Below are 23,935 nucleotides of genomic sequence, written 5' to 3' on the forward strand. Positions count from 1 at the left end.
ATGACCGAGGGATACAAGGGCCGCATCGGGAACCTCATCCGCGACGCCCGCAAGCACCGGGGGCTGACCCAGCAGCAGCTCGCCGAGCTGCTCGCGACCAGCCAGAGCGCGATCAACCGGATCGAGAAGGGCCACCAGAACCTCTCCCTGGAGATGCTCGCACGGATCGGGGCGGCACTCGACTCCGAGATCGTCGCCGTCGGCGCCGGACCCACGCACCTGCGCGTCACCGGCCCGACCACGCTGTCCGGCACGATCGACGTCAAGACCTCCAAGAACGCCGGCGTCGCGCTGCTGTGCGCGTCGCTGCTCAACCGGGGCCGGACCACGCTGCGCAAGGTCGCCCGCATCGAGGAGGTCAACCGGCTGCTCGAGGTGCTCGGCAGCCTCGGCGTGCAGACCAAGTGGCTCAACGCCGACAACGACCTGGAGATCGTCCCGCCGCGCGAGCTCAACCTCGACAACATCGACGAGGCCGCGGCCCGCCGTACCCGCTCGGTGATCATGTTCCTCGGCCCGCTGCTGCACCGGGCCGAGACCTTCGACCTGCCGTACGCCGGGGGCTGCAACCTCGGCACCCGCACGGTCGAGCCGCACATGGCCGCGCTGCGGCCGTTCGGTCTGGAGGTCAAGGCGACCGACGGGTCGTACCACGCCCAGGTCAACCGAGCCATCGAGCCGGGCCGCCCCATCGTGCTGACCGAGCGCGGCGACACCGTCACCGAGAACGCCCTGATGGCGGCCGCGCTGCATCCGGGCACGACCGTGATCCGCAACGCCTCGTCGAACTACATGGTCCAGGACCTCTGCTTCTACCTGCAGCGGCTCGGCGTCACCATCGACGGCATCGGCACCACCACGCTGACCGTGACCGGGGTCGAGGAGATCGACGTCGACGTCGACTACGCGCCCAGCGAGGACCCGATCGAGGCGATGTCGCTGCTCGCGGCCGCGATCGTCACGAAGTCCGAGATCACCATCCGCCGGGTGCCGATCGAGTTCCTCGAGATCGAGCTCGCGCTGCTGGAGGAGATGGGCTTCCAGTACCACCGCTCCGACGAGTACGACGCGGAGAACGGCCGCACCCGCCTGGTGGACCTCACCACCAAGCCGTCCCAGTTGCACGCGCCGCTGGACAAGGTGCACCCGATGCCGTTCCCGGGCCTGAACATCGACAACCTGCCGTTCTTCGCGGTGATCGCGGCGGTCGCCGAGGGTCAGACGCTGCTGCACGACTGGGTCTACGAGAACCGGGCCATCTACCTGACCGACCTCAACAAGCTCGGCGGCCAGGTCAAGCTGCTCGACCCGCACCGCGTCATGATCGAGGGCCCGACGTCCTTCACCGGCACCGAGCTCGTCTGCCCGCCGGCGCTGCGTCCGGCGGTGGTGATCCTGCTCGCCATGCTCGCCTCCAAGGGCACCTCGGTCCTCCGCGGCACCTACGTCATCCACCGCGGCTACGAGGACCTCGCCGAGCGCCTCAACCTTCTCGGCGCCCAGATCGAGCCCTTCCGCGACATCTGAGCGCCCCGAGCCTGAGCCTGCTCAGGCTGCCTGAGGAACGAAGCCGCGACGGGCGTATCGAGACTTGGGTCTCGATATGCCCGCTGGCGCTCGCTACTCGACCGACGAACGACCCACGCCGGTTGAGGTGCGAGCGGAGCGAACCTCAAACGCTGGTTGAGGTGCGAGCGGAGCGAGCCTCGAAACCCAGCGAGCCGACCATCAGCCCCGGGCCGAGGCCGACCTCCGACACCAGGGGTTTCGAGGCTCAGGACTTCGTCCATTGCACCTCAACCAGCGTTCACCCACGCCGGTTGAGGTGCGAGCGAAGCGAGCCTCGAACCCAGCGAGCCGACCGTCAACCCCGGGCCGAGGCCGCAGCCTGGCACCAGGGGTTTCGAGGCTCAGGACTTCGTCCTTCACACCTCAACCAGCGTCACCCCACGCTGGTTGAGGTGCGAGCGGAGCGAGCCTCGAAACCCGGCGAGCCGAGAGTCGGCGGTCAGAACAGGGTTTCCACCCAGGCGCGCGCGGCGGGCCGGGAGGGTGGGGGCGCGGCCTCCATGTCGGGGGTGATCCGCGGCATGGGCGCGGTGTGCTGGCCGGCGTACCGGTGCCAGTCGGACTCGGCCTCGACGAGCGCGCCGAGCGTGGCGCGGTCGAGGTAGACGCCGTGCCCCTCGGGGCACTTCAGGACGGCCGCGGCACCGACGGGGCTCTCCACCATCCCGGTGCCGCACGCGGGGCAGTTCATCGTCTCCATATCCGCGACGGTAGCCCTCGTGTCGGTGCCCGCCCCGGACCCGCGCCGTGGATACTGCTCGCGTGAGTACGCCGCCTACCGGGTTCGGCTACCTCGATGCCGTCCTCGAGCGGCCGGGGAGCGCCCTCGCCTTCGCCCACCGCGGCGGGGCGTACCACCCGGAGATCGAGGGCCTGGAGAACACCCTCGCGGCGTTCAAGCACGCGGTGGCGTTGGGCTACGACTACCTCGAGACCGACGTGCACGTGACGCGCGACGGCGTCCTGCTCGCCTTCCACGACGCCGTTCTCGACCGGGTCACCGACCGCGAGGGCGCCATCGCGACCCTGACGTACGCCGAGGTCCGCGCAGCGCACGTCGCCGGTCGTGAGGAGGTCCCGACGCTGGCCCGGCTGTTCGACGAGTTCCCGACGGTCCGATTCAACATCGACCTCAAGTCCGAGGGCGCCGTCCCGGCCCTGGCGGAGTTCGTCGACGCGCGGGAGGCCTGGGACCGGGTGCTGGTCGGGTCCTTCTCGCGGCGCCGGCTCCGGCGCTTCCGGGAGCTCACCGGAGGGCGGGTCCCGACCTCCGCCCATCCCCTGGAGGTGGCGGCGTTCCGGCTGCTGCCGTCGGGACGCCTCGCGGATCTGCTGACGCGCGGCCGGGTGGCGGCTCTCCAGATCCCTCGGCGGCGCGGACGGGTGCTCGTGACGACGCCCGGCCTGGTCCGCCGCGCCCACGCGGCCGGCAAGCACGTCCACATCTGGACGGTGGACGACCCGAGCGAGATGCGGGAGCTCCTCGACCTCGGGGTCGACGGCCTGTTCACCGACCGAACCGACGTGCTGAAGGCCGTGCTCACCGAGCGCGGACAGTGGAGGGGACGATCATGACGACGACCAGGACGCCCGACGAGCGGACCCGCGAGCAGCGGGCGTGGTACTGGTACGACTGGGCCAACAGCGCCTACGTCACCACGATCGCCGCGGTGCTGTTCGCGCCGTACCTCACCTCGGTCGCCGAGGAGGCGGCCTGCGGCTTCGTCACCGACGAGGACAAGGGCCTGAAGTGCACGACCGACCTGTCGGTGCTCGGCCTCGACGTCTCCCCCGGCTCGCTGGTCTTCTACATCGTCACGATCAGCACCCTGGTCTCCGCGCTCGTGCTCCCGATCGTGGGCGCGATCGCCGACCGCTCCGCGCGCAAGACGACGCTGATGGCCCGGTTCGCCTGGGCGGGCAGCGCCTTCGCGATGTGCATGTTCTTCGTCACGGGCGACAACTGGCAGCTCGGCGCCGTGCTGCTGATGGCGGCCACGCTGTGCCTCGGCTCCAGCCTCGTCGTGTACGACGCGATCCTGTGCGACATCGCCGAGCCGCACGAGCGCGACCGGGTGTCCTCGCGCGGCTGGGCGATGGGCTACCTCGGCGGCGGCATCCTGCTGGCCCTGAACTTCGGGCTGCTGTCCCTCGTCGACGACACCGCCCTCGCGGTGCGGATCAGCCTGCTCAGCGCCGGGATCTGGTGGGCCGTCTTCACGATCATCCCGTTCCGCGGCGTGCGCAACCGGCCGCCCGCGAACGTCCAGCCCGAGTCCGGCACCCTCGTGCGCCAGTCGTTCGGTCAGCTCTGGCACACCCTGAAGGACCTGCGGAACTACCCGGTCACGCTGACCTTCCTGATCGGCTACCTGTTCTACAACGACGGCATCCAGACCGTGATCTACGCGGCCTCGGTGTACGGCGAGAAGCAGCTCGGCTTCGAGGCCAGCACTGTCCTGTCCGCGTTCCTCGTCGTGCAGTTCGTCGGGATCGCGGGCGCCCTGCTGTTCGGCCGGGTGGCGCAGCGCCGCGGTGCGCACAAGACGATCATGGCCGGACTGGGCATCTGGATCGCCGTCGTCGTTCTCGGGTTCTTCACCCCGGCAGGCAGCTTCCCGCTGTTCCTGGCCCTCGCCGCCGCGATCGGTCTCGTCCTCGGCGGCACGCAGGCGCTGAGCCGGTCCTTCTTCAGCCAGCTGATCCCGCGCGGGCGCGAGGCCGAGTACTTCTCGCTCTACCAGGCCTGCGAGCGCGGGACGAGCTGGGTCGGCACCCTGGTCTTCGGCGTCGTGCACCAGCTCACCGACTCCTACCGGCCGGCACTGCTCGCGCTGATCGCGCTGTTCGTCATCGGCTTCGTCTTCCTCGCCAAGGTCGACACGGTGCGCGGCATCCGCGAAGCCGGCAACGAGGTCCCCGCCGTGGTCTAGGCACCCGCACACGGCTCTGCGTGAGGTCCGCGACCCCCGGGTACCTGAGAGAAGTCCGAGAATCTGCGTGGATCGGCACGCAGAGCGCCGATTGTCGGAATCTTGGACTCCTCAGTACCGTTGAAGACTTCTGAGAGGAACCATCCAGGCCCTCTCGGTTCATCGTCCACGGGGGACAGAAAACGGAGGTGCCTCATGGCGGAGCGCACGTTGCGCGGTGCCCGACTCGGAGGCCAGAGCTTCGAGGACGAGCGCGGCATCGAGTTCGCGGCTCGGCAGCAGGTCGGATATCGGTGCCCGCAGGGCCACGAGTTCGAGATCACGATGTCCGTCGAGGCCGACGTACCCGCGATCTGGGAGTGCCCGCGCTGTGGCGCGGAGAGCCTCAGCACCTCGGGCATCGAGCCCGAGGCGAAGAACGAGAAGCCGGCCCGCACGCACTGGGACATGCTCCTCGAGCGCCGCTCGGAGAAGGAGCTCGAGGACATCCTCAAGGAGCGTCTCGAGCTGCTGCGCGGTGGCGAGATCGGTCCGGCGCACCTGCACCGGGCCAACCAGAAGAAGCGCAAGGTCTCCTGACCGCACGCGTGCCGACGCCCTGACGACAGGCCGTACGCCGTCGCTCAGGGGTCGTCGACGACCTCGCCCCGGACCACGGGTCCCTCGGATCCCGGTCCGGGGCGCTGCGCGTCCGGACCACGTTGCGCGCTCGGACCCGTCGCGGTGACGATCAGTCGCGCGGCGACGACCCGGGTGAGGACCCGGCGGAACACCGGACGGGTGAACGGCAGGATCAACAGGATGCCGAAGACGTCGGTGACAAAGCCCGGGCTGAGCATGAGCGTCCCGCCGATGAGCAGCAGGCCGCCGTCGGCGAGCTCGCGCGCCGGCATCCGGCCGGTCTCCAGCGCCGTCCGCAGGGCGGCGAGCGCCCGGCTGCCCTCGCGACGGATCAGCCAGGTGCCGAGGATGCTGTCGAGGACCAGCAGCAGGATGGTCCACCAGGCGCCGATCACCTGACCGACCTGGATCAGCACGTACAGCTCGAGCAGCGGCACCACCACGAACAGGACGAACAGCACCCAGCGGATGCTGCGACGCCGGCTCATGACCTGCTCCCCCGGCCCCGCCGCCAGGCCCGGCGGACCTGGTCGCGACGCTCCCGCAGGCCCCACGCGGTGATCCGCTGCAGCGATTCGGCCGCGACGGCGCGGCTCATCTTGGAGTCGCCGCGCTCGCGCTCGACGAACTCGATCGGCACCTCGCGCACCGTCAGGCCCGCGCTGAGAGTGCGCGCCACCATGTCGGTCTGGAACACGTAGCCCGTCGACACGACCGACTCGAGGTCGATCTTCTCCAGGGTGCCGCGGCGGAACAGCCGGAACCCGGCCGTGGCGTCGCGGACCTGGATCCCCAGCAGCAGGCGCACGTAGAGGTTGCCGCCGCGCGAGAGCCACTCGCGCGAGCGCGGCCAGTTGACGACCGATCCGCCCGGCACGTACCGCGAGCCGATGACGAGGTCGGCGTCCGCGAGCGCGTCGAGGAGCAGCCCGAGCTGCTCGGGCTGGTGGGAGCCGTCGGCGTCCATCTCCCCGATCACGTCGTACCCCTCGGCGAGCGCGTACGCGAAGCCGTGCCGGTACGCCGCCCCGAGCCCGCCCTTGGCGGTGCGGTGCAGCACCCGGACCTGGGGGTCCGCGGCGGCCAGCTCGTCCGCGATCCGGCCGGTGCCGTCGGGTGAGTCGTCGTCCACGACGAGGATGTCCACGTCCGGCTGGGCGGTCCGCACCCGGCCGACGATCCAGGCCAGGTTGTCGGCCTCGTCGTACGTCGGCATCACGATCACGACCCGGCCCAGCCCCGACGGGTGTCCAGTGCTCACGCGGGAAGCCTCATTCCTGCTTCGTCTCCTGCAGCTCGGGTCCGAGTGGACCGGGGACCGCGGCTCGCGACCGCGTCCTCTCCCGACGATACGCGAGCAGGGCGAGGAGCAGACCAGCCAGTGTCACCAGCACGCACAGCCGGGCGACCCACGGCCCGATGCGGATGCCGGGCGTGATGTCGTCGACGAGCCCGACCTCCTCCACGAGCACCGCGGTCGTGCGGGGATCCGCGGTCGCCACGACCGTGCCGTCGGGGGCGACGACGCCGCTGACGCCGTTGGTCGAGGCCACCACCAGCCACCGGCCGGCCTCGATGGCGCGCAGCCGGGTGATCGCGAACTGCTGGTCGATCTGGTCGGTCTCGATGAAGGTCGCGTTGCTGGTCTGGACGGCGAGCAGCTGCCCGCCCCGGCGCAGCTGGGCCTGCAGGCCGTCGTCGTAGGCGATGTCGAAGCAGATCGCATCCACGACGGGGACCCCGGCGACGGTGATCGGCTCCTCGCGGGTGCCGCTGAGCATGTCGCGGTGGATCCGGGCCAGCTCGCCGAAGTTGAAGTCGAAGTACTTGCGGAACGGGATGTACTCGCCGTACGGCACGGGGTGCCGCTTCGTGTAGCGCTCCCCCGCTCCCGTCTCCGGGTCCCAGACGATGCCCTGGTTGAGCACGTGCTCCTCGCCGCCGTCGACGATCGCCCCGACCAGCACGGGGACGCCGATCGCCTCGGCCGCCTCACGGATCCCGTCGCCGATCACCTGGCGGTTGAAGGGGTCCGACGCTGTCGAGTTCTCGGGCCACAGCACGAAGTCGGGTTGCGGCTCGTCGCCGGCGGCCACGTCGTCGGCGAGCTCGACGGTCGCCCGGACGTGGTTCTCGGTGACCCCGTCGGAGTCGTACAGGATGTCGTTGCCCGGCCCCGGTACGTCGCCCTGCACCACCGCCACGGTGGTGGATCCGACCTCCTCGGGGTCGTACGACGCGACCGCGGGCACGGCCAGCAGCACCACGAGGGCGCCGATCGACCCGAGCGCGATCCGGCGCTCCCGACCCCGCGCCACGACCAGCCAGGCCAGCAGAGCGCCGGCGAGGGCGAGCAGCGCGGAGACGCCGACCATGCCGACGTACGGCAGCGAGGCGGCGACGGGGGTGTCGATCGTCGCGAAGGCCAGCCGCCCCCAGGGCATGCCGCTGAATGGCCAGCCGCTGCGCCAGACCTCCATGGTCACCCAGGCGGCCGCGACCCACAGGGGCCACCAGCGCCGCCGGCCGAGGACGGTCACCGCCGCACCGAGAAGTCCGTAGAAGAGGGCCTCGACGCCTGCCAGGCCCAGCCAGGCCGCGGTCGCGACGGCACGCATCCACCAGATGTGCACGAAGTAGAAACCGACGCCGAACGCCAGACCCACCCACCAGCCCTGGCGGGGCCGCAGGCCGCGGACGCAGAGGAAGAACGCGGCCACCGCGAACGGCAGCACGACCGGCGCGGCCACCGGCTCGAAGGCCAGTGAGAGGACCACCCCGGCGACGAGGGCCAGCAAGGTCCGGGTCAGCACAGAGGTGAAGGTAGCCGGTGGGGTGTTGCAGAGCTCCGGAAGGACCCCGAAAACCTTCGGACCGACCCGGGAATGACCGGCTGTCGAGCTCGGGTCGTTGTCTAGGGGGTCCGGGGTCCTTCCGTGTCAGCCCTCGTGGAGCGGACCGACCTCCGCGAACTGTGTCGGACGGGTGAGTGGCACCCCACCCTCCGACACCGCCACTCGGACGTCGGTCCGCCGGCCACGATCTGCATGGGCGGACGGCACACAGTCGCTTTTTTCACCGAGGCCTGTCAATACGCGCCTGACCTGCGCAAACGCGCGTCCTCGCAGGTCAGCGACGCGCAATGTTCATCAGAATTTCGGCAGGTTTCCAGACCACCTCGGCGTGTCGCGGGACTTTGTGCACAGTCGTGTGCAAAGGCTGCTAGTGCAGCGCGCCCGTTGTCGCATCCGGAGCGACCCGGCGTAGCGTCGGCGTGCCGCACGGCGCAACGACGCGCCGGGCGCGGCTCATCCCGGAAGGAGCGGCCCGTGGCGGTCGACTACACCCGCGACGGCGACGTCGCTCTCGTGCACCTCAACAGGCCCGAGCGGCTCAACGCCGTCGTGCCCGCCCTCACCGACGGACTGGCCCAGGCACTGCGACGAGCAGGGGTCGAGGGCGCGCGTGCGGTGGTGCTGGCGGGACGCGGCCGCTCGTTCTGCGCGGGGCACGACCTCAAGGAGCCGGAGCCGGTCGAGACGCCGGTCCAGACCCGCGCCCGTCTCGAGGCGATCCAGGACGTCACCCGGCTGATCCGGGCCTTCCCCGGCCCGGTCGTCGCCGCGGTCCACGGTCACGCCTTGGGGGCCGGATGCGAGTTCGCGCTCGCGTGCGACGTGGTCGTCGCGACCGAGGACGCCCAGTTCGGCTTCCCCGAGGTCGAGGTCGGGCTCAGCGTCACCGGCGGCATCTCCCGCCTGCTCCCCGCCCTCGTCGGCTGGGCCCGGGCCAAGGAGCTGATGCTGCTGGGTGAGCGGATCACCGGCGCGCGTGCCGGCGAGATCGGGCTGGTGGCCCGCGTCGTACCTCCCGGCGAGCACGAGTCGGCCGCCCTCGACCTCGCCCGGCGCGTCGCCCGACGGCCGCCGCTGTCGGTCAGCCTCGCGAAGCGGGTCCTCGACGAGGGGCTCGACGCCAGCTTCGAGGAGGCGCTGGGGCGCGAGGTCGACCATGCCCTCCTGACCTCGCTGTCCGGGGAGGGCGACGCGCCGCGGGAGGCCTTCGGCCGTGGCTGAGCGCGATCTCGTCTCCGTGCTCGACGCGGCCGCCACGGCGTACGGCGACCGGCCGGCCTGGACGTTCGACCCGGGCGGGGCGCCCGCCACCACGCTCTCGTACGCCGAGGTCGCGTCCCGGTCGGCGTCGTACGCCCAGGCGCTGCGCGAGCGCGGCGTCGGCGTCGGCGACCGGGTGGGGGTGATGCTCGGCAACGCTCCGGAGTTCCCGCTCGTCTGGCTGGCGCTGATGCGGCTGGGGGCGGCGATGGTGCCGCTGAACGTGCGCTACCGGTCGGCCGACCTGCGCCACGTGCTGGAGGATGCGGGCACCGAGCTGAGCGTGGCGTGGGCCGAGCACCACGACCTGCTCTCCGGGTTGTCCCCGGTCGCCGCGCCCGGCGAGCTGGAGGCGTCCGGCTCGTGGGAGCAGGGACCCGTCGATGCCGGTGCCGTGGTGAACGTGCAGTACACGTCCGGCACCACCGGCCGCCCGAAGGGCTGCCTGCTCACCCACCGCTACTGGACGACGCTCGGCGGCTCGATGGTGGCGGAGTTCCCGCACCTGCGCGAGGACGACGTACTCATGACGGCGCAGCCGTTCCACTACGTCGACCCCCAGTGGAACGTCGTAGCGGCCCTGCTGTCCGGGGCGCACCTGGTCGTGCTCGACGGCTTCCACCCGTCGAGCTTCTGGGCCAAGGCCCGCGAGCACCGCGTCACCTACTTCTACTGCCTGGCCGCCATGCCCACCCTGCTCCTGCGGATGCCGCCCGATCCGCTCGACCGCGAGCACCGCGTGCGCGCCGTGCAGTGCTCCGCCATCCCGACCGCGCTGCACGCGGAGCTGGAGGAGCGCTGGGCCGTGCCCTGGTACGAGGCCTTCGGCATGACCGAGACCGGCGCGGACCTCCGCGTCGGTCCCGAGGACCACGACGAGCTGGTCGGCTCGGGATGCGTCGGGCGTCCGACGGCGCACCGCGAGGTCCGGCTCGTCGACGGCGAGCTGTGGCTGCGCGGCCCCGGCATGATGGAGGGCTACCTCGGCCACGACTCCCCCTTCGTCGACGGCTGGTTCCCCACCGGCGACCTGGCCCGGCTCGACGAACGCGGCCGGGTCTACCTCACCGGCCGCCTCAAGGACATGATCCGGCGCAGCGGCGAGAACATCGCCGCGCGGGAGGTCGAGGACGTGCTGCTCACCCACCCGGCGGTCCGGCTGGCCGCGGTCGTCGGCGTACCCGACGAGATCCGCGGCGAGGAGGTCAAGGCGTACGTCGTCGCTCCGGGCGCGGGCTCCGAGGAGCTCGAGGCGTGGTGTCGGGAGCGCCTCGCCGGCTTCAAGGTGCCGCGGTTCTGGGAGTTCCGCGACGACCTGCCGCTGACCGCCTCGCACCGGGTCGAGAAGGCGAAGCTGTGAGCCTGACCGCGGACCTGCTGCTGACCAACGCCCGGGTGCGGACCCTGGACGGTCCCGGACGCGCTGACGTCGCGTCGGCGGTGGCCGTGCTGAACGGTCGGATCGTGGCCCTGGAGGACGTCCAGGCCCGGCGGGTCGTCGACCTCGGCGGCGCCGTCGTGGCTCCCGGCTTCCACGACGCCCACAACCACATGGCCTGGTACGGACTCTCGCTGGCCGAGGTCGACCTGCGCGTGCCCACGCTCGAGGCCCTGTACGACGCGGTCGCGGAGCGCGCGGCGCAGCTCGGTCCCGGGGAATGGGTCGTCGGAGCGGGCTACGACGAGAACAAGCTCGGCGGCCACCCGACGCGGGAGGCCCTCGACCGGACGGCGAGCGGGCGTCCGGTGTGGCTCAAGCACACCTCCGGCCATATGTGCACGGTCAGCAGCGCGGTCCTCGCCGAGCTCGGGATCGCCGACGCACCGGTCGAGGTCTCTGGAGGGCGCGTCGTGGTCGACGGTGCCGGGCGACCGACCGGGCTGCTGCAGGAGCAGGCCCAGCAGCTGTTGTCCCGGCTGGTCCTCCCGTACCCCGTCGCGACCCTCGTCGACGCGATCGAGCGGGCCGGACGGGTCTACCTCACCCAGGGCATCACCAGCGTCGTCGAGGCCGGGGTCGGGGGCGGCTGGATCGGCAAGAGCCCGGTCGAGGTGGCGGCCTACCAGCGGGCACGGGACACCGGGCGACTGCCCGTGCGCGTCGAGCTGATGGTCGCAGCCGACGCGCTGCGCCCACTGACGGCGCACGCCGACGACGGCGTCGTCCGCGGCCTCGACCTCGGCATCCGCTCCGGGCTCGGCGACGACCGCCTGCGGATCGGCCCGGTCAAGGTCTTCACCGACGGCTCCCTGATCGGCCACACGTGCGCGCTCACCGAGGACTTCGCCGACACGCCCGGTGCCCGCGGCTACCTGCAGGACGACGCGGCCGCGTTGACGAGGACGATCCTCGAGGCGCACTGCTCCGGCTGGCGGGTCGCCGCCCACGCCATCGGCGACGCCGCGATCGACCTCGTCCTCGACGCGTACGACGAGGCGCAGTCGCGCTGGCCGCGGCCCGACGTACGCCACCGGATCGAGCACTTCGGCGTGTCCCGCCCCGACCAGGTGGCCCGCGCGGCGGAGCTCGGCGTCGTACCGGTCCCCCAGGGCCGGTTCGTCGGCGAGATCGGCGACGGCATGCTGCGCGCGCTCGGCCCGGAGCGGGCCGGGTGGGCCTACCGCTACCGCTCGCTGCTGGCCGCGGGCCTGACGCCGCCCGGGAGCTCCGACAGGCCGGTGGTCGACGGCGCGCCACTGCTCGGCATCCACGACATGGTCAACCGGCTGACCGACTCCGGCATACCGCTCGGCCCCGAGGAGGCCATCAGTGGCCTGGAGGCGCTGACGGCGTACACGCTGGGGTCGGCGTACGCCTCGCACCAGGAGGACGAACGCGGGACCATCGCGGTGGGCAAGCGCGCCGACCTGGTGGTGCTGTCGGACGACCCGGCGACCGTCGATCCCGGGTCGATCCGCGACATCGCGGTGCTGGGCACCGTGCTCGGCGGAGAGGTGGTGCACGGTGACTGGTGACCGGAGGCTGGTCTCGGCCGCGACCCTGTCGGACTCCGAGCTCGCTTCGGTGCGGGCGATCTACGAGTCGGCGTTCCCGGAGGAGCTGACCGTGCCGTTCGCCGACCTGCTCGTGGACCGGCTGCTGGTGCGCGTCGAGCACGACGGGCCGAGCGGGTTCGCACTGGTGCGCGACCTGGGGACGACCGGGTGGACGTTCCTGCGCTACTACGCCGTGGGCCGGCGCGGTCGCGGCATCGGGTCGCTGATGTGGGCAGACCTCACCGAACGGCTCGCGGCCGAGGGCCGGACCCGCCTGGTGTGGGACGTCGAGGATCCCGACGAGCCGGGCCTCGACGCTGACCTCGTCGAGGAGCACCGGCGCCGGATCGTCTTCTACGAGCGCCTCGGTGGCCGGCTGCTGCCCGTCCGCGACTACTTCCCTCCCCACGACGACGGCCACGCTCCCGCCCTGCGGCTGATGGACCGGGCACTGCGACCCGGGGTCCCCGACGTCGACGTCCGTGCGCTGGTGGAAGGCGTCTACGAGCGGCGGTACGGCGTACCTCCCGACTCCCCCGTCGTTCGCCACACTCTCGTGGCCAGCGGGCTCGCCTGACAGTAAATCCTCTCTTTGGATGTTCGTTTGGCCGCAGATTCTGTGGCACCCTGAGGTGCATGAGCATCGAGACGTCGATCGCAGCCCTCGTCGAGGGCGAGACCGGGCAGCCCTACCCGTACCACCGGGTGACGCTCGTCGAGCCCGACTGGACCCGGTTCCCGGGGTGGCGGGACGTGACGGCCGCGGAGTGGGCGTCGGTGCAGTGGCAGCGCGCGCACTGCGTGAAGACCGTCCGGCAGCTGCGCGAGCTGCTGGGCGACCTCGTCGACGACCGCTTCTACGCCGACCTCGAGCGCGACCAGGCCGAACGGGCCACCATGTCGATGCTGGTGCCGCCGCAGATGCTCAACACGATGATGCCGAGCGCCGAGCCCGCCGGACCGGGGTCCCTGACCGACGCGTTCTACGCGGACCCGATCCGGCACTACATGCTCCCGGTGTTCAGCGACCGTCGTACCGACTGGCCGTCCCACCCGCACGCCACCCGCGACTCGCTGCACGAGCACGACATGTGGGCGACCGAGGGCCTGACCCACCGCTACCCCACCAAGGTGCTGGCCGAGCTGCTTCCGACCTGCCCGCAGTACTGCGGGCACTGCACCCGGATGGACCTGGTCGGGAACTCCACGCCGGCTGTCGAGAAGTTGCGGTTTGTGACCAAACCGCAGGACCGGCTCGGCGACATGCTCGACTACCTGCGCCGTACGCCGTCCGTCCGCGACGTGGTGGTCTCGGGCGGCGACGTGGCCAACATGCCCTGGCCGCGACTCGAGGCGTTCCTCACCTCGTTGCTCGAGATCGAGAACGTTCGCGACATCCGGCTCGCCACCAAGGCCCTGATCGGCCTGCCACAGCACTGGCTGCAGCCGGACGTCGTCTCCGGGGTGGCCCGGGTCGCGGACCTCGCCCGCTCACGCGGCGTCTCGCTGGCCATGCACACCCACGCCAACCACGCCCAGTCGATCACGCCGATCGTGGCGGAGGCCGCCGGCGCGATGCTCGACGCCGGGCTCCGCGACGTCCGCAACCAGGGAGTGCTGCTCAACGGCGTGAACGCCGACCCACACGCCCTGCTCGACCTGTGCTTCCGCCTCCTCGACGGCGCCCGGATCATGCCCTACTACTTCTACATGTGCGACCTGATCCCGTACTCGGAGCACTGGCGGGTCTCGGTCGCCGACGCCCAGCGCCTCCAGCACCACATCATGGGCTACCTCCCCGGCTTCGCCACCCCACGGATCGTCTGCGACGTCCCCTTCGTCGGCAAGCGCTGGGTGCACCAGCTCAGCGGCTACGACACCGAGCGCGGCATCTCGTACTGGACGAAGAACTACCGGACCTCGCTCGAGGCCAGCGACCCCGAGGCGCTCACGAGGACGTACGAGTACTACGACCCGATCCACACCCTCCCCGCCGCCGGCCGGGAGTGGTGGGAGCGGCACGGTCGGCTCGACGAGTCCGAGCTGCTCGCCGCCGAGGCCGCCGAAGCGTCGCGTCGTACGGCGGCTCTCCAGGCACACTGACGGGGGCTGCGCGCTCCGAAAGGAGTGCCGTTTGGTCACCAACGGCAATTCTGGGCGCCCAGAGTTGCCGCTGGTGACCAAACGGCAACACCTGGCTCAGCCGCTGACGGGCCGGTTCTCGTAGAACGTCGAGAGCACGATCGTCGTCCGCGTGGACACGTTCGCGGCGGAGCGGACCCGGGCGAGCAGCTCCTCCAGGTGCCGAGGGGTGGCGACTCGCACCTTCAGGACGTACGACTCCTCCCCCGCCACCGACCAGCACGACTCGATCTCCGAGACCTCGCGGAGGCGCTCGGGTGAGTCGTCGGGCTGGGACGGGTCGATCGGTCTGATCGAGATGAACGCCGTGAGCGGCATCCCGATCTCCTCGTGGTTGATCGTGGCGCCGTACCCGAGGATCAGGCCGCGCTGCTCGAGCCGCTTGACCCGCTGGTGCACGGCCGACGTCGAGAGTCCCGTGGCCTTGCCCAGGTCGGTGAAGGACATCCGTCCGTCGGCGGCCAGCAGGTCAAGAATCTTGCGATCGGTGGCTTCGACGTCGGATGGACTCACGGCCGACAGGGTAGCGATCATCGCCACTCCGCATGGCAGGATCCCGATGTGACCAGCCCGCAGACCGGCCGCCTGATGCTCCTCGACACCGCCTCGATGTACTTCCGGGCCTACTTCGGAGTTCCGCCGATCAGCGCGCCGGACGGCACCCCCGTCAACGCCGTACGTGGACTGATGGACTTCATCAGCCGGCTGGTCGACCAGTACGAGCCGAGCCACCTGGTCTGCTGCTGGGACAACGACTGGCGGCCGCAGTGGCGCGTCGACCTGGTGCCGTCGTACAAGGGTCACCGCGTGGTGGAGGAGCTCGAGTCGGCTCCGGACGTCGAGGTGGTCGAGGACGACCTGCAGGTCCAGATCCCCATCATCGTCGAGGTTCTCGACGCGTTCGGGATCACGGTGATCGGGCATGACGGCTACGAGGCCGACGACGTCATCGGCACGCTCGCGACGAACGCCGGCCAGCCGGTCGACATCGTCACCGGCGACCGCGACCTGTTCCAGCTCGTCGACGACGACGCCGACGTACGGGTCCTCTACATTGCTCGCGGCGTCGGGAAGCACGAGCGGATCACCAACCAGTGGGTGGTCGACAAGTACGGCATCGACGCCCGCCAGTACGCCGACTTCGCCACCCTGCGCGGCGACGCGTCCGACGGCCTCCCGGGGGTGAAGGGGGTCGGCGAGAAGACCGCCGCGACGCTCCTCCAGCGCTTCGGCGACATGGACGGCATCATCGCGGCCTCCGCCGATCCGGGGTCCGACCTCGCGCCCGGCCCCCGCTCGAAGATCAAGGCCGCGGCCGACTACCTCGCCGTCGCCCCGCAGGTCGTGGCCGTCGCCCGTGACCTGCCTCTCGACCGGAGGGACCTGCTGCTCCCACCGTCGCCGCGCGACCCGGCCAAGGTCGCCGAGCTCGCCGAACGCTGGGGCCTCGGCTCCCCCGCCGAGCGGCTGATCACGGCTCTGGGCCGCTGATCACCGGGCCCCTCCTACGGTGGGGTCATGGACAAGATCGCGATCGTCGGGGGTCACGGACAGGTGGCCCGGCACCTGCTGGTCGAGCTGCGCCGCACCGAGCACCGACCGGTGGCGCTGGTACGCCGCGAGGAGTACCGCGCCGACCTGGAGAATCGCGGCGCCGAGGTACGCCTGCTCGACATCGAGCAGCAGGACGCCGACGCCTTCGCCACCGCGTTCGAGGGCTGCAGGGCCGTCGTCTTCGCCGCCGGGGGCGGCCCGGACGGCAACATCGAGCGCAAGCGCACGGTAGATCTCGAAGGATCACTGAAGTCGATCGAGGGTGCCCGCAAGGCCGGCATCCGGCGCTTCGTGCAGATCTCGGCCATCGGCGTCGACCAGCCCCTCCCGGACGACACCGCGGACGTCTGGCGCGCCTACGTCGAGGCCAAGCGGGACGCCGACGCCGCGCTCCGCGAGAGCGGTCTCGACTGGACGATCATCCGCCCCGGCCGCCTCACCGACGACCCCGCCACCGGCCGGGTCACGCTTGCCCCCGAGGTCGACCGCGGCGACGTCACTCGTGCCGACGTCGCCGCCGTGGTCGCCGCCGTGCTGGACCACGACACCGCCGTCGGCCGGCAGTGGGAGCTCGTCGGTGGCGACACTCCCGTCCCGGATGCGATCCGGGCGCTGGCCGACGCGGGCTGACCTGCTCGGTCACCAGGTAGTGCCGTTTGGTCACCAACGGCACCAGATCGGCGTCAGAAATGCCGTTGGTGACCAAACGGCACCCCCAAGACGGGTGCTTACTCCTCAGCCAACCCCGAATACGCCACCACGCCCCGGCGGATCCGGCGCACGACCTCGCGGGCCGTCTCCCGCACCGGCGAGTCGCCGGCGGCATCGGCCACCTGGCCGGCGAGGTCGAGAAGCTGCTTCATCCACCGCACGAAGTCGCCGGCGGCGAGCTCGCTGGCGCTGAGCAGGTCGTCGAGCTCGTCGCCCTCGGCCCACCGGTAGGCCAGCCAGGCGAAGCCCAGGTCGGGCTGGCGGAGGTAGTCGAGCTTGTGGTCCTTCTCCAGGCGGTCGAGCTCGCCCCAGAGGCGGACCATCGCGCCGACGGTGTCCCGGACCGCGCCGCCGGGGACGCGGGGTGAGGAGGCGTCGTCAGGACGCCGCGCCTCGAAGACGAGCACGGACAGCACCGCGGCCAGCTCGGACGCGTCGAGCCCCTCCCAGAGCCCGTTGCGCAGGCACTCGGCGGCGAGCAGGTCGAGCTCGGAGTACAGCCGCATCAGGTGCCGCCCGCGCGGGGTGACGTCGTCGCCCGCGAGATAGTCGAGCGCCGTCAGCACGTCGCAGACCCGGTCGAACTGCCGGGCCACCGTGTTGGTGCGCGTCTCGACGCGCCGCCGCAGCGTCTCAGTGTCGCGGTGCAGCTTGAACCAGCGCTCGGCCCAGCGGGCGTGGTCCTCGCGCTCGGGGCACGCGTGGCACGGGTGCGCCTTCAGCTCCTCGCGCAGCCGCGACACCTCCTCGTCGGCACCCGAGCGGGCGAGCGACGAGCGCGGGTCGGACGTACGACGCCCAGGCGGCGGGGCCAGGTCGTGGGTACGCGAACGCAGCGCCGCTGCGAGGTCACGCCGCATCTGCGGGTTCCGGCCGTTGAAGCTCTTGGGGACCCGCAGCCGCGTCAGCGCCACCACCGGCGTCGGGAAGTCGATCATCGCGAGGCGCCGCGCCTGCCGGTCGGCCGTGACGACGTACGGCCGAGGCCCCTCCTCCGACCAGCCGGGATCGATGACGACGGCGTACCCCGCGAACTTGCCGGTCGGGACCTGGATGACGTCCCCGGGCCGGAGCTTGGCCAGCGACGCGATCGCCTCGTCCCGGCGGTCGGCCTTGCGCGCCCGGTTGGCGTCCTTCTCGACGTCGGAGATCCGGCGACGCAGGGCGGCGTACTCCATGAAGTCGCCGAGGTGACAGGTCGCCGCCTCCTGGTAGCCCTCGAGCGCCGTCTCCGCCTTGCGGACCTGGCGAGCCAGGCCCACGACCGCCTTGTCGGCCTGGAACTGCGCGAACGACTGCTCCAGCAGCTGCCGGGAGGTGTCGCGGCCGAACTGGTGCACCAGGTTCACGGCCATGTTGTACGACGGCCGGAAGGACGACCGCAGCGGGTAGGTCCGGGTGGAGGCCAGGCCGGCCACCTCCCGGGGGTTCATGCCGGGCTGCCACAGCACGACTCCGTGGCCCTCGGTGTCGAGGCCGCGCCGGCCGGCCCGGCCGGTGAGCTGGGTGTACTCCCCCGGCGTCAGGTCGGCGTGGGTCTCGCCGTTCCACTTCGAGAGCTTCTCGATGACCACGGTGCGGGCAGGCATGTTGATGCCGAGCGCGAGGGTCTCGGTCGCGAAGACGACCTTGCAGAGCCCGCGCAGGAACATCTCCTCCACGCACTGCTTGAAGGCGGGCAGCATGCCGGCGTGGTGGGCCGCGACGCCACGGGTCAGTCCGTCGAGGAAGTCGTGGTAGCCGAGGACGTGACGGTCCTCGTCCGGGAGGTGGCGGCAGGCGGCCTCGACGTACTCGTAGATCGTGTCCCGCTCCTCCGGCGAGGTGAGCCGGATCCCCGCGTTGAGCGCCTGCGTCACGGCCGCGTCGCAACCGACCCGGCTGAAGATGAACACGATGGCCGGGAGGAGTCCCTCCCGGTCCAGCCGGTCGATGACGTCCGCGCGGCTCGGGATCCACACCCGGCGCCCGTTGCCCACCTGGCGGGGTCCTCCACGGCGGTTGCGGTCGCGCGGCGACCGCCGGTCCTTGAGCTTGCTGGACGCCCAGTCGTCACGGGCGACCTTCATGAGCTCGTTGTTGACCGGGGCACCGTCCTTGACGAAGCCCGCGGCCGCGTCGACGTCGGAGTCGGCGAACAGGTCCAGCAGCCGCTTGCCCACCATCACGTGCTGGTAGAGCGGGACGGGCCGGCGCTCCTCCAGGATCGTGGTCGTCTCGCCCCGGACGGTGGCCAGCCACTCGCCGAACTCCTCGGCGTTGGAGACCGTCGCCGACAGCGACACCAGCGTGACGGACTCGGGCAGGTGGATGATCACCTCCTCCCACACGGCCCCCCGGGACCGGTCGGCGAGGTAGTGCACCTCGTCCATGATCACGAACCCGAGCCCCATCAGGGTGCGCGAGCCGGCGTACAGCATGTTGCGCAGCACCTCGGTGGTCATCACCACGATCGGCGCCTCGCCGTTGACCGTGATGTCGCCGGTCAGCAGGCCGACCTGCTCGGGACCGTAGCGGGCGACGAGGTCCTGGTACTTCTGGTTCGACAGCGCCTTGATCGGCGTGGTGTAGAACGCCTTGCGACCCGTCTCCCGGGCCAGGTGGATCGCGAACTCCCCGACGATGGTCTTCCCGGACCCGGTCGGCGCCGCGACCAGGACGCCGCGGCCGTCCTCGATCTCCCGACACGCCCGGAGCTGGAAGTCGTCGAGGGGGAACTCGTGCAGGTCCTGGAAGTCCTTCAGCACCGGGTGGTCCTTGTGCTGGCGGTACGCGGCGTACCGCTCCGACGGGGACAGCTCGTCGGTGCTCATACACCCAACCTACGCGAGCACGGTCAACGCTCCCGGGGCGCACTCGACCGTGAGCGGCAGCGGGCCGAAGCGCTCGCCGTCGGCGTACGTCACGATGCCCGGCGCCGCGATGGTCACGCTCCGCGCCAGGTGGTGCTCGTACGCCGGGTGCGTGGTGTGCGTGCCCTTGAAGAGCTTCGGGTAGGTCCGGACCAGCCCGGCCTTGCTCATCGGCTTGATGATCACCACGTCGAGGAGTCCGTCGTCGAGCTTCGCGCCCTCGGTGATCCGCAGCCCGCCCCCGAACGACGGGCCGTTGCCGACGGCGACCAGCATCGCGTCGGTGCGCAGCGGTACGCCGTCCAGCTCCAGCGTGTACGGCAGCGGCTCGAAGGTCCGCAGCTCGGCGACGGTGGCGAGGTTGTAGCGCATCTGCCCCCGCGGCCAGGTCATCCGGTTGGCCCGTTCGTTGACGACGGCGTCGAAGCCCGCGGCCAGGACCGTCACGAAGTACGTCGAGCCGCGGCGGGCCAGGTCGATCGTCCGGGTCCGTCCGGAGATCACGACGTCGGCCGCGGCCACCGGGTCCTTCAGCGGCAGATCGAGGTACCGCGCCACGTCGTTGCCGGTCCCGGCCGGGAGTACGCCGAGCGCCGTACCGGTCGTGGCGACCGCCTGCGCGCCGAGGTGGCACATGCCGTCTCCCCCGGCGACCACCAGCGCGTCGACGCCGTCGGCGACCGCGGCTCGCGCGAGGTCGAGCGCCTCGTCCGCGTCGCGGCCCTGGAGGTCGCGTACGGCGAGACCGGCCTCGCGCAGTCGCGGAAGCGCGGCGGCGCGCGCTCGCGCCCCCTTGCCCTTGCCGGCGGTGGGGTTCGTCAGGAGGGCGATCTCGCGGGGCACACCCGGAGGGTAGTGCTCCGTACGCCGCCGCGGTGCGCGACTCCGCTCAGCGCCGGCGTTCGGCCCCGATGCGCAGCAGGGCGGTGTAGTGCTCGGGCGAGGCGCCCACGGCCTTCGCCAGCCGGCTCAGCGCGTCGAGCACGAGGTCCGCGGTGAAGCCGGAGCCCGGCACGGTCAGGGTCAGACGACCGGCCCTGCTGACGACGTACACCTGACCGCTCCGCCAGGCCTGGTGGGCGCGCACCCGGACGCGGTCACTCGCGACCGGCTCGGGCCACGCGTCGTCGACCGCCAGCAGGTCGCAGGGCAGCTCCTGGCCGTTCCCCACCAGGGTGCCGCGCACGTCGTGCCCGCTGCGGACGCCCGACTCCGCCGACCAGGTCACGTCGCCGACGCCCAGCCACTCCGGCAGGTCGAACGGGTCGAGGTCCTCCAGCTCGGGCTGCACGTCAGATCGGGGAGATCTCGTCGTCGTCCCACTGCTCGGTGCTCTCCGCGCCCCGACCCCGCGCCCGGTCGACCAGCCGGGCGATGATCTCGGCCAGGATGAAGAGCAGCATCATCGGGATCGCGAGCATGAGCATCGAGAACGGGTCCGTCGACGGCGTGGCCACGGCCGCGAAGACGAAGGTGCCGACGATGATCCACGGCCGGTAGCGGCCGATCGCCTTGCCCGAGACGACCCCCGCGAGGTTCAGCATGATCACGAACAGCGGGATCTCCATCGCGATGCCGAAGACGAGCAGCATCCGGACGGTGAACGAGAAGAAGTCGCCGAACTCGACCAGGTTGGTGACGTCGACCGGCGTGAAGCCGACCAGCACCTCGATGCCCTTCGGCAGCACGTAGTAGCCGAGAGCCACGCCCGCGATGAACAGCGGACCCGCGATCGCCGCGAAGACGCGCGTCCAGCGCTTCTCGTTGGCGTGCAGGCCGGGGACGATGAAGCCCCAGATCTGCATGAGCCAGTACGGGCTGGATGCCACGATCGCCGCGACGCCGGCCAGCTTGAGCTGGAGCATCAGCGGCTGGGTGACGCCGCCGAGGACGAGCTCGGAGTTGACCTCGCCGCCGAGGGCGACCACGGCCTCGTCGTACGGGCGCCGGATCAGCTCGAGCAGCTCGTCGTAGAAGAACAGCCCGACGATGAAGAAGACGACCACGACGAGCGCGGAGCGCAGCAGCCGGGCTCGGAGCTCGCGCAGGTGGTCACCGAGTGCCATGCGGCCGTCGGCGCCGACCGGGTGACGGGGCTTGCCGCTGAAGAGGCCGAGGATCCCGGAGAGCGGGGCGGAGGACGCCACTGACCGCGTCAGGTCGTGGTGTCGCCGCGCCGCTGACGCTCGGTCTCAGCGTCGAGGTCGACCTGGTGGGCCTCGATCGAGCGCTGCTCGGGCGTCTTCTTGGACGACGTGTCGTCGTCCTCGTCGTCGAGCAGGCCCTTGGTCTCGGCCTTGAAGATGCGCAGCGCGCGACCACTGCCCCGGGCGAGCTCGGGCAGCTTGGTCGCGCCGAAGAGGAGCACGAGGACGGCCAGGATGATCAGCAGCTCGGTCGGTCCGAGTCCGGCGACGAAGGGGGTGGTCATGGTGTCCTCACAGACGATTGGGAGTCATGACCATCGTACGCCGGGTCATGAGTAGAGCCGCAGCGCGGCCTGTGCCGCCGCTGTGAACGAGTCGGTGAACTCTGCCGGTCGGACGATCGACGCGTACGGCGCCAACCTGAGCAGGAGCCGGTCCAGCCAGCGCCGGTCGGCCACCAGGAGGTCGACCTCGGTGCTGCCGTCCACCAGCGTCCGGACGTCCTCGACCGGGTAGTACTCGACCACCCACCGGGCCTGCGGGGCCAGCCGCAGGGTCACCCGGGTGGTCTCCTCGGACCTGGCGAACAGTCCGTCGGCGAGGTCGCGAGGGGCTTCGGGCTCGGTGCGGATCGGGTCGTCGAGGACCTCCGCCCGACTGATCCGGTCGAGCCGGAACAGCCGCGGCGCCTCGGCGCTGTGGCACCAGGCGTCGAGGTACGAGAACCCGTTGGCCGTCACCACGCCCCGCGGGTCGACCCGCCGCTCGGACTCCTCGTCGCGCGAGGGGACGTAGTAGGTCAGCAGCACCTGTCGGCGCCGGTCGGCCGCCTCCTGGAGACGGGTGGCCAGGAGTGCCTGGTCGGTGTCGGCGGCGTCCTGCCCGGGATCGATGCGGGGTACGTCGCTGCCCTCCGCTGCCGCCGCCTCCAGCTTCGCCAGCGCCCGGTCGACGATCTCGCGGGTCTCCGCGCCGGCGCCGTTGCGCAGCGCCCGCAGGGCCACGATCACGGCACTCGCCTCGGTCGGCGTGAGCCGCATCGGACGGGCGAGGTAGTCGGCGTTGGACACCCGGATCACACCGTCGCCGTCGGGGTCCTGGAGCGCGTCGAGGTCGACGTCGATCAGGTCGTCGGGATAGCCACCGGGGAGGCCGCACATGAGCAGGACCTTCAGGTCCGAGAGCAGCTGCCGGGGCGTGACGCCGAGGTCCCGGGCCGCCTCCTGGAGGGGCACCGGGCCGCGGACGTTGAGGTACGGGACCAGGGTCAGCAGCCGGCCGACCTGGTCCTTGGCCCCCTGCGAGGCGTTCACGACGCCACCGGCTCGACCGCCGCGCGCAGCCGGCCGACGACCGTCTCGCGCAGCTCGGCCGGACCCTCGACGTACACGTCGGCGCCGTAGCCGAGGATCTCGTCGGCCAGGCCGAGTCGGCCGCGGGTCACGATGACCCGGTCCCAGCCGGTCCGCTCGTCGGGTCCTCGGACACCGGGCTCCACGCTGTCGGCACCACGTCGCAGCGTGAGCCCGGCACCGGAGCGGACCAGCAGCGTCGCCCGCTCCAGCGTCGGCGCCGGAGCGAGCCGGCGGGCCACCTCCCGCACGTCGGTGCCGGGAGGTACGTCGTACGAGCCGGGCTCGCCGGCGCGGCGCGCCTCGCCCTGCACCCGGGAGAGACGGAAGACGCGCTCGTCGCCGCGATCGGTGTCGTAGCCGACGACGTACCAGCGCCCGGCGTACCGGGCCACGCCCCAGGGCTGCAGGTGGCGGGTGGTGCCGGTGTCCTGGCCAGGGCGGGCGTACTCGAACTCGACCGGGACGCGCTCCTGGGTGGCTTCCCAGAACACGTCGAAGGACGGCTCGTCGGCGCTGAGGCGGGGCTCGACGATGTCGAGGGCGGAGGTGTCGACGTCGACGCCGAGGGCGGTCAGCTTGCGGACCGCCTCCGTGGTCGCCTCGGCGAGCTTGGCGTGCTGCCAGACCCGGGTGGCGAGGCCGATGACCGCGGCCTCGTCGGCGAGCAGCCCGATCTCCGGCAGCGCGAACTCGTCGGCGCGGATCCGGTAGCCCGGCTCGTCGTCGAAGTACGCGTCCATGTGGCCGACCTCGATCGGCACACCCAGGCTGCGGAGCTCCTCCTTGTCGCGCTCGAACATCTTCTCGAACGCCTCGTCGGTCGAGCCGGGGTACAGGATCGAGCGGATCCGGTCCTTCGCCACGAAGTGGCGCTGGACGAGCAGCATGATCAGCAGGTTGAGCAGGCGCTCACTCTTGCGGACCCTCACGAAGCCATGC

The 23,935-nt window shown here is 71.4% G+C and carries 23 protein-coding genes; 11 read left to right on the plus strand and 12 right to left on the minus strand.

The window, feature by feature from the left end; all coding sequences use genetic code 11:
- Entirely contained in the window at positions 1–1,527 is a 1,527-nt protein-coding gene (locus VMF51_RS03305) for a UDP-N-acetylglucosamine 1-carboxyvinyltransferase (RefSeq protein WP_325472963.1), read from the plus strand.
- A 481-nt stretch (positions 1,528–2,008) separates the two neighbouring features.
- On the opposite strand, the gene VMF51_RS03310 is transcribed toward VMF51_RS03305, so the two are convergent.
- Positions 2,009–2,269, minus strand: a complete 261-nt coding sequence (locus VMF51_RS03310) for a zf-TFIIB domain-containing protein (RefSeq protein WP_325472964.1) — start codon at positions 2,267–2,269, stop codon at positions 2,009–2,011.
- Between the two features lie 62 nt (positions 2,270–2,331).
- On the opposite strand from VMF51_RS03310, the gene VMF51_RS03315 reads away from it, so the two are divergent.
- The 3 genes from VMF51_RS03315 (at position 2,332) to VMF51_RS03325 (ending at position 5,081) form a co-directional block, all read left to right on the plus strand.
- A complete protein-coding gene (locus tag VMF51_RS03315) occupies positions 2,332–3,144 on the plus strand; it encodes a glycerophosphodiester phosphodiesterase (protein ID WP_325472965.1) in 813 nt (270 codons plus the stop codon).
- Entirely contained in the window at positions 3,141–4,502 is a 1,362-nt protein-coding gene (locus VMF51_RS03320; protein WP_325472966.1) for an MFS transporter, read from the plus strand. Before VMF51_RS03315 ends, VMF51_RS03320 begins: the two co-directional genes overlap by 4 nt.
- A 195-nt stretch (positions 4,503–4,697) precedes the next feature.
- Complete coding sequence (locus VMF51_RS03325) at positions 4,698–5,081, plus strand: RNA polymerase-binding protein RbpA (protein WP_325472967.1); 384 nt, start codon at positions 4,698–4,700, stop codon at positions 5,079–5,081.
- A gap of 44 nt (positions 5,082–5,125) precedes the next feature.
- On the opposite strand, the gene VMF51_RS03330 is transcribed toward VMF51_RS03325, so the two are convergent.
- The 3 genes from VMF51_RS03330 to lnt are packed head-to-tail and all read right to left on the minus strand — an operon-like array spanning position 5,126 to position 7,936.
- Positions 5,126–5,611, minus strand: a complete 486-nt coding sequence (locus tag VMF51_RS03330; protein WP_325472968.1) for an FxsA family protein — start codon at positions 5,609–5,611, stop codon at positions 5,126–5,128.
- Positions 5,608–6,384 (minus strand): polyprenol monophosphomannose synthase, encoded by a 777-nt coding sequence (locus VMF51_RS03335; RefSeq protein WP_414689432.1) that lies wholly within the window; start codon positions 6,382–6,384, stop codon positions 5,608–5,610. Before VMF51_RS03335 ends, VMF51_RS03330 begins: the two co-directional genes overlap by 4 nt.
- A gap of 10 nt (positions 6,385–6,394) precedes the next feature.
- Positions 6,395–7,936, minus strand: a complete 1,542-nt coding sequence (gene lnt, locus VMF51_RS03340; RefSeq protein ID WP_325472969.1) for an apolipoprotein N-acyltransferase — start codon at positions 7,934–7,936, stop codon at positions 6,395–6,397.
- Between the two features lie 516 nt (positions 7,937–8,452).
- Here lnt and VMF51_RS03345 point away from each other — a divergent pair.
- Genes VMF51_RS03345 through VMF51_RS03365 form a run of 5 tightly spaced genes read left to right on the plus strand, consistent with a single transcriptional unit; the run spans position 8,453 to position 14,338 of the window.
- Entirely contained in the window at positions 8,453–9,199 is a 747-nt protein-coding gene (locus tag VMF51_RS03345; protein WP_325472970.1) for an enoyl-CoA hydratase/isomerase family protein, read from the plus strand.
- Positions 9,192–10,598 (plus strand): AMP-binding protein, encoded by a 1,407-nt coding sequence (locus tag VMF51_RS03350; RefSeq protein WP_325472971.1) that lies wholly within the window; start codon positions 9,192–9,194, stop codon positions 10,596–10,598. The genes VMF51_RS03345 and VMF51_RS03350 overlap by 8 nt, the downstream gene beginning before the upstream one ends.
- Positions 10,595–12,214 carry an amidohydrolase gene (locus tag VMF51_RS03355; RefSeq protein WP_325472972.1) on the plus strand — a complete coding sequence of 540 codons (1,620 nt, stop codon included), beginning with the start codon at positions 10,595–10,597 and terminating at the stop codon, positions 12,212–12,214. Before VMF51_RS03350 ends, VMF51_RS03355 begins: the two co-directional genes overlap by 4 nt.
- Positions 12,204–12,812, plus strand: a complete 609-nt coding sequence (locus VMF51_RS03360) for a GNAT family N-acetyltransferase (protein ID WP_325472973.1) — start codon at positions 12,204–12,206, stop codon at positions 12,810–12,812. The genes VMF51_RS03355 and VMF51_RS03360 overlap by 11 nt, the downstream gene beginning before the upstream one ends.
- 59 nt (positions 12,813–12,871) lie before the next feature.
- The gene (locus VMF51_RS03365) at positions 12,872–14,338 is read left to right on the plus strand and encodes a lysine 2,3-aminomutase (protein WP_325472974.1); all 1,467 of its coding nucleotides are present in this window, start codon (positions 12,872–12,874) and stop codon (positions 14,336–14,338) included.
- Positions 14,339–14,434: 96 nt separating this feature from the next.
- Here the strand turns inward: VMF51_RS03365 and VMF51_RS03370 are convergent, their stop codons facing one another.
- Entirely contained in the window at positions 14,435–14,890 is a 456-nt protein-coding gene (locus tag VMF51_RS03370; protein WP_325472975.1) for an Lrp/AsnC family transcriptional regulator, read from the minus strand.
- A gap of 48 nt (positions 14,891–14,938) precedes the next feature.
- On the opposite strand from VMF51_RS03370, the gene VMF51_RS03375 reads away from it, so the two are divergent.
- Positions 14,939–15,868 (plus strand): 5'-3' exonuclease, encoded by a 930-nt coding sequence (locus tag VMF51_RS03375; RefSeq protein WP_325472976.1) that lies wholly within the window; start codon positions 14,939–14,941, stop codon positions 15,866–15,868.
- A 27-nt stretch (positions 15,869–15,895) separates the two neighbouring features.
- Positions 15,896–16,561 carry an SDR family oxidoreductase gene (locus VMF51_RS03380; protein WP_325472977.1) on the plus strand — a complete coding sequence of 222 codons (666 nt, stop codon included), beginning with the start codon at positions 15,896–15,898 and terminating at the stop codon, positions 16,559–16,561.
- A 98-nt stretch (positions 16,562–16,659) separates the two neighbouring features.
- On the opposite strand, the gene VMF51_RS03385 is transcribed toward VMF51_RS03380, so the two are convergent.
- Genes VMF51_RS03385 through VMF51_RS03415 form a run of 7 tightly spaced genes read right to left on the minus strand, consistent with a single transcriptional unit; the run spans position 16,660 to position 23,925 of the window.
- Positions 16,660–19,455 (minus strand): DEAD/DEAH box helicase, encoded by a 2,796-nt coding sequence (locus VMF51_RS03385; protein ID WP_325472978.1) that lies wholly within the window; start codon positions 19,453–19,455, stop codon positions 16,660–16,662.
- Between the two features lie 9 nt (positions 19,456–19,464).
- Positions 19,465–20,337, minus strand: a complete 873-nt coding sequence (locus VMF51_RS03390; protein ID WP_325472979.1) for a diacylglycerol kinase — start codon at positions 20,335–20,337, stop codon at positions 19,465–19,467.
- A gap of 46 nt (positions 20,338–20,383) precedes the next feature.
- Positions 20,384–20,785: a hypothetical protein gene (locus VMF51_RS03395; protein ID WP_325472980.1), complete on the minus strand. Its 402-nt coding sequence runs from the start codon at positions 20,783–20,785 to the stop codon at positions 20,384–20,386.
- 1 nt (position 20,786) lies between these two features.
- A complete protein-coding gene (tatC, locus tag VMF51_RS03400; protein WP_325472981.1) occupies positions 20,787–21,641 on the minus strand; it encodes a twin-arginine translocase subunit TatC in 855 nt (284 codons plus the stop codon).
- A gap of 8 nt (positions 21,642–21,649) precedes the next feature.
- The gene (gene tatA / locus VMF51_RS03405) at positions 21,650–21,925 is read right to left on the minus strand and encodes a twin-arginine translocase TatA/TatE family subunit (protein WP_325472982.1); all 276 of its coding nucleotides are present in this window, start codon (positions 21,923–21,925) and stop codon (positions 21,650–21,652) included.
- Between the two features lie 45 nt (positions 21,926–21,970).
- Positions 21,971–22,954, minus strand: a complete 984-nt coding sequence (locus VMF51_RS03410; RefSeq protein ID WP_325472983.1) for a WYL domain-containing protein — start codon at positions 22,952–22,954, stop codon at positions 21,971–21,973.
- The gene (locus tag VMF51_RS03415; protein WP_325472984.1) at positions 22,951–23,925 is read right to left on the minus strand and encodes a helix-turn-helix transcriptional regulator; all 975 of its coding nucleotides are present in this window, start codon (positions 23,923–23,925) and stop codon (positions 22,951–22,953) included. Before VMF51_RS03415 ends, VMF51_RS03410 begins: the two co-directional genes overlap by 4 nt.
- Between the last annotated feature and the right edge of the window lie 10 nt (positions 23,926–23,935).

This window comes from Nocardioides sp. (genome assembly GCF_035503875.1).
In the GTDB taxonomy this organism is placed as follows: Bacteria; Actinomycetota; Actinomycetes; order Propionibacteriales; family Nocardioidaceae; genus Nocardioides.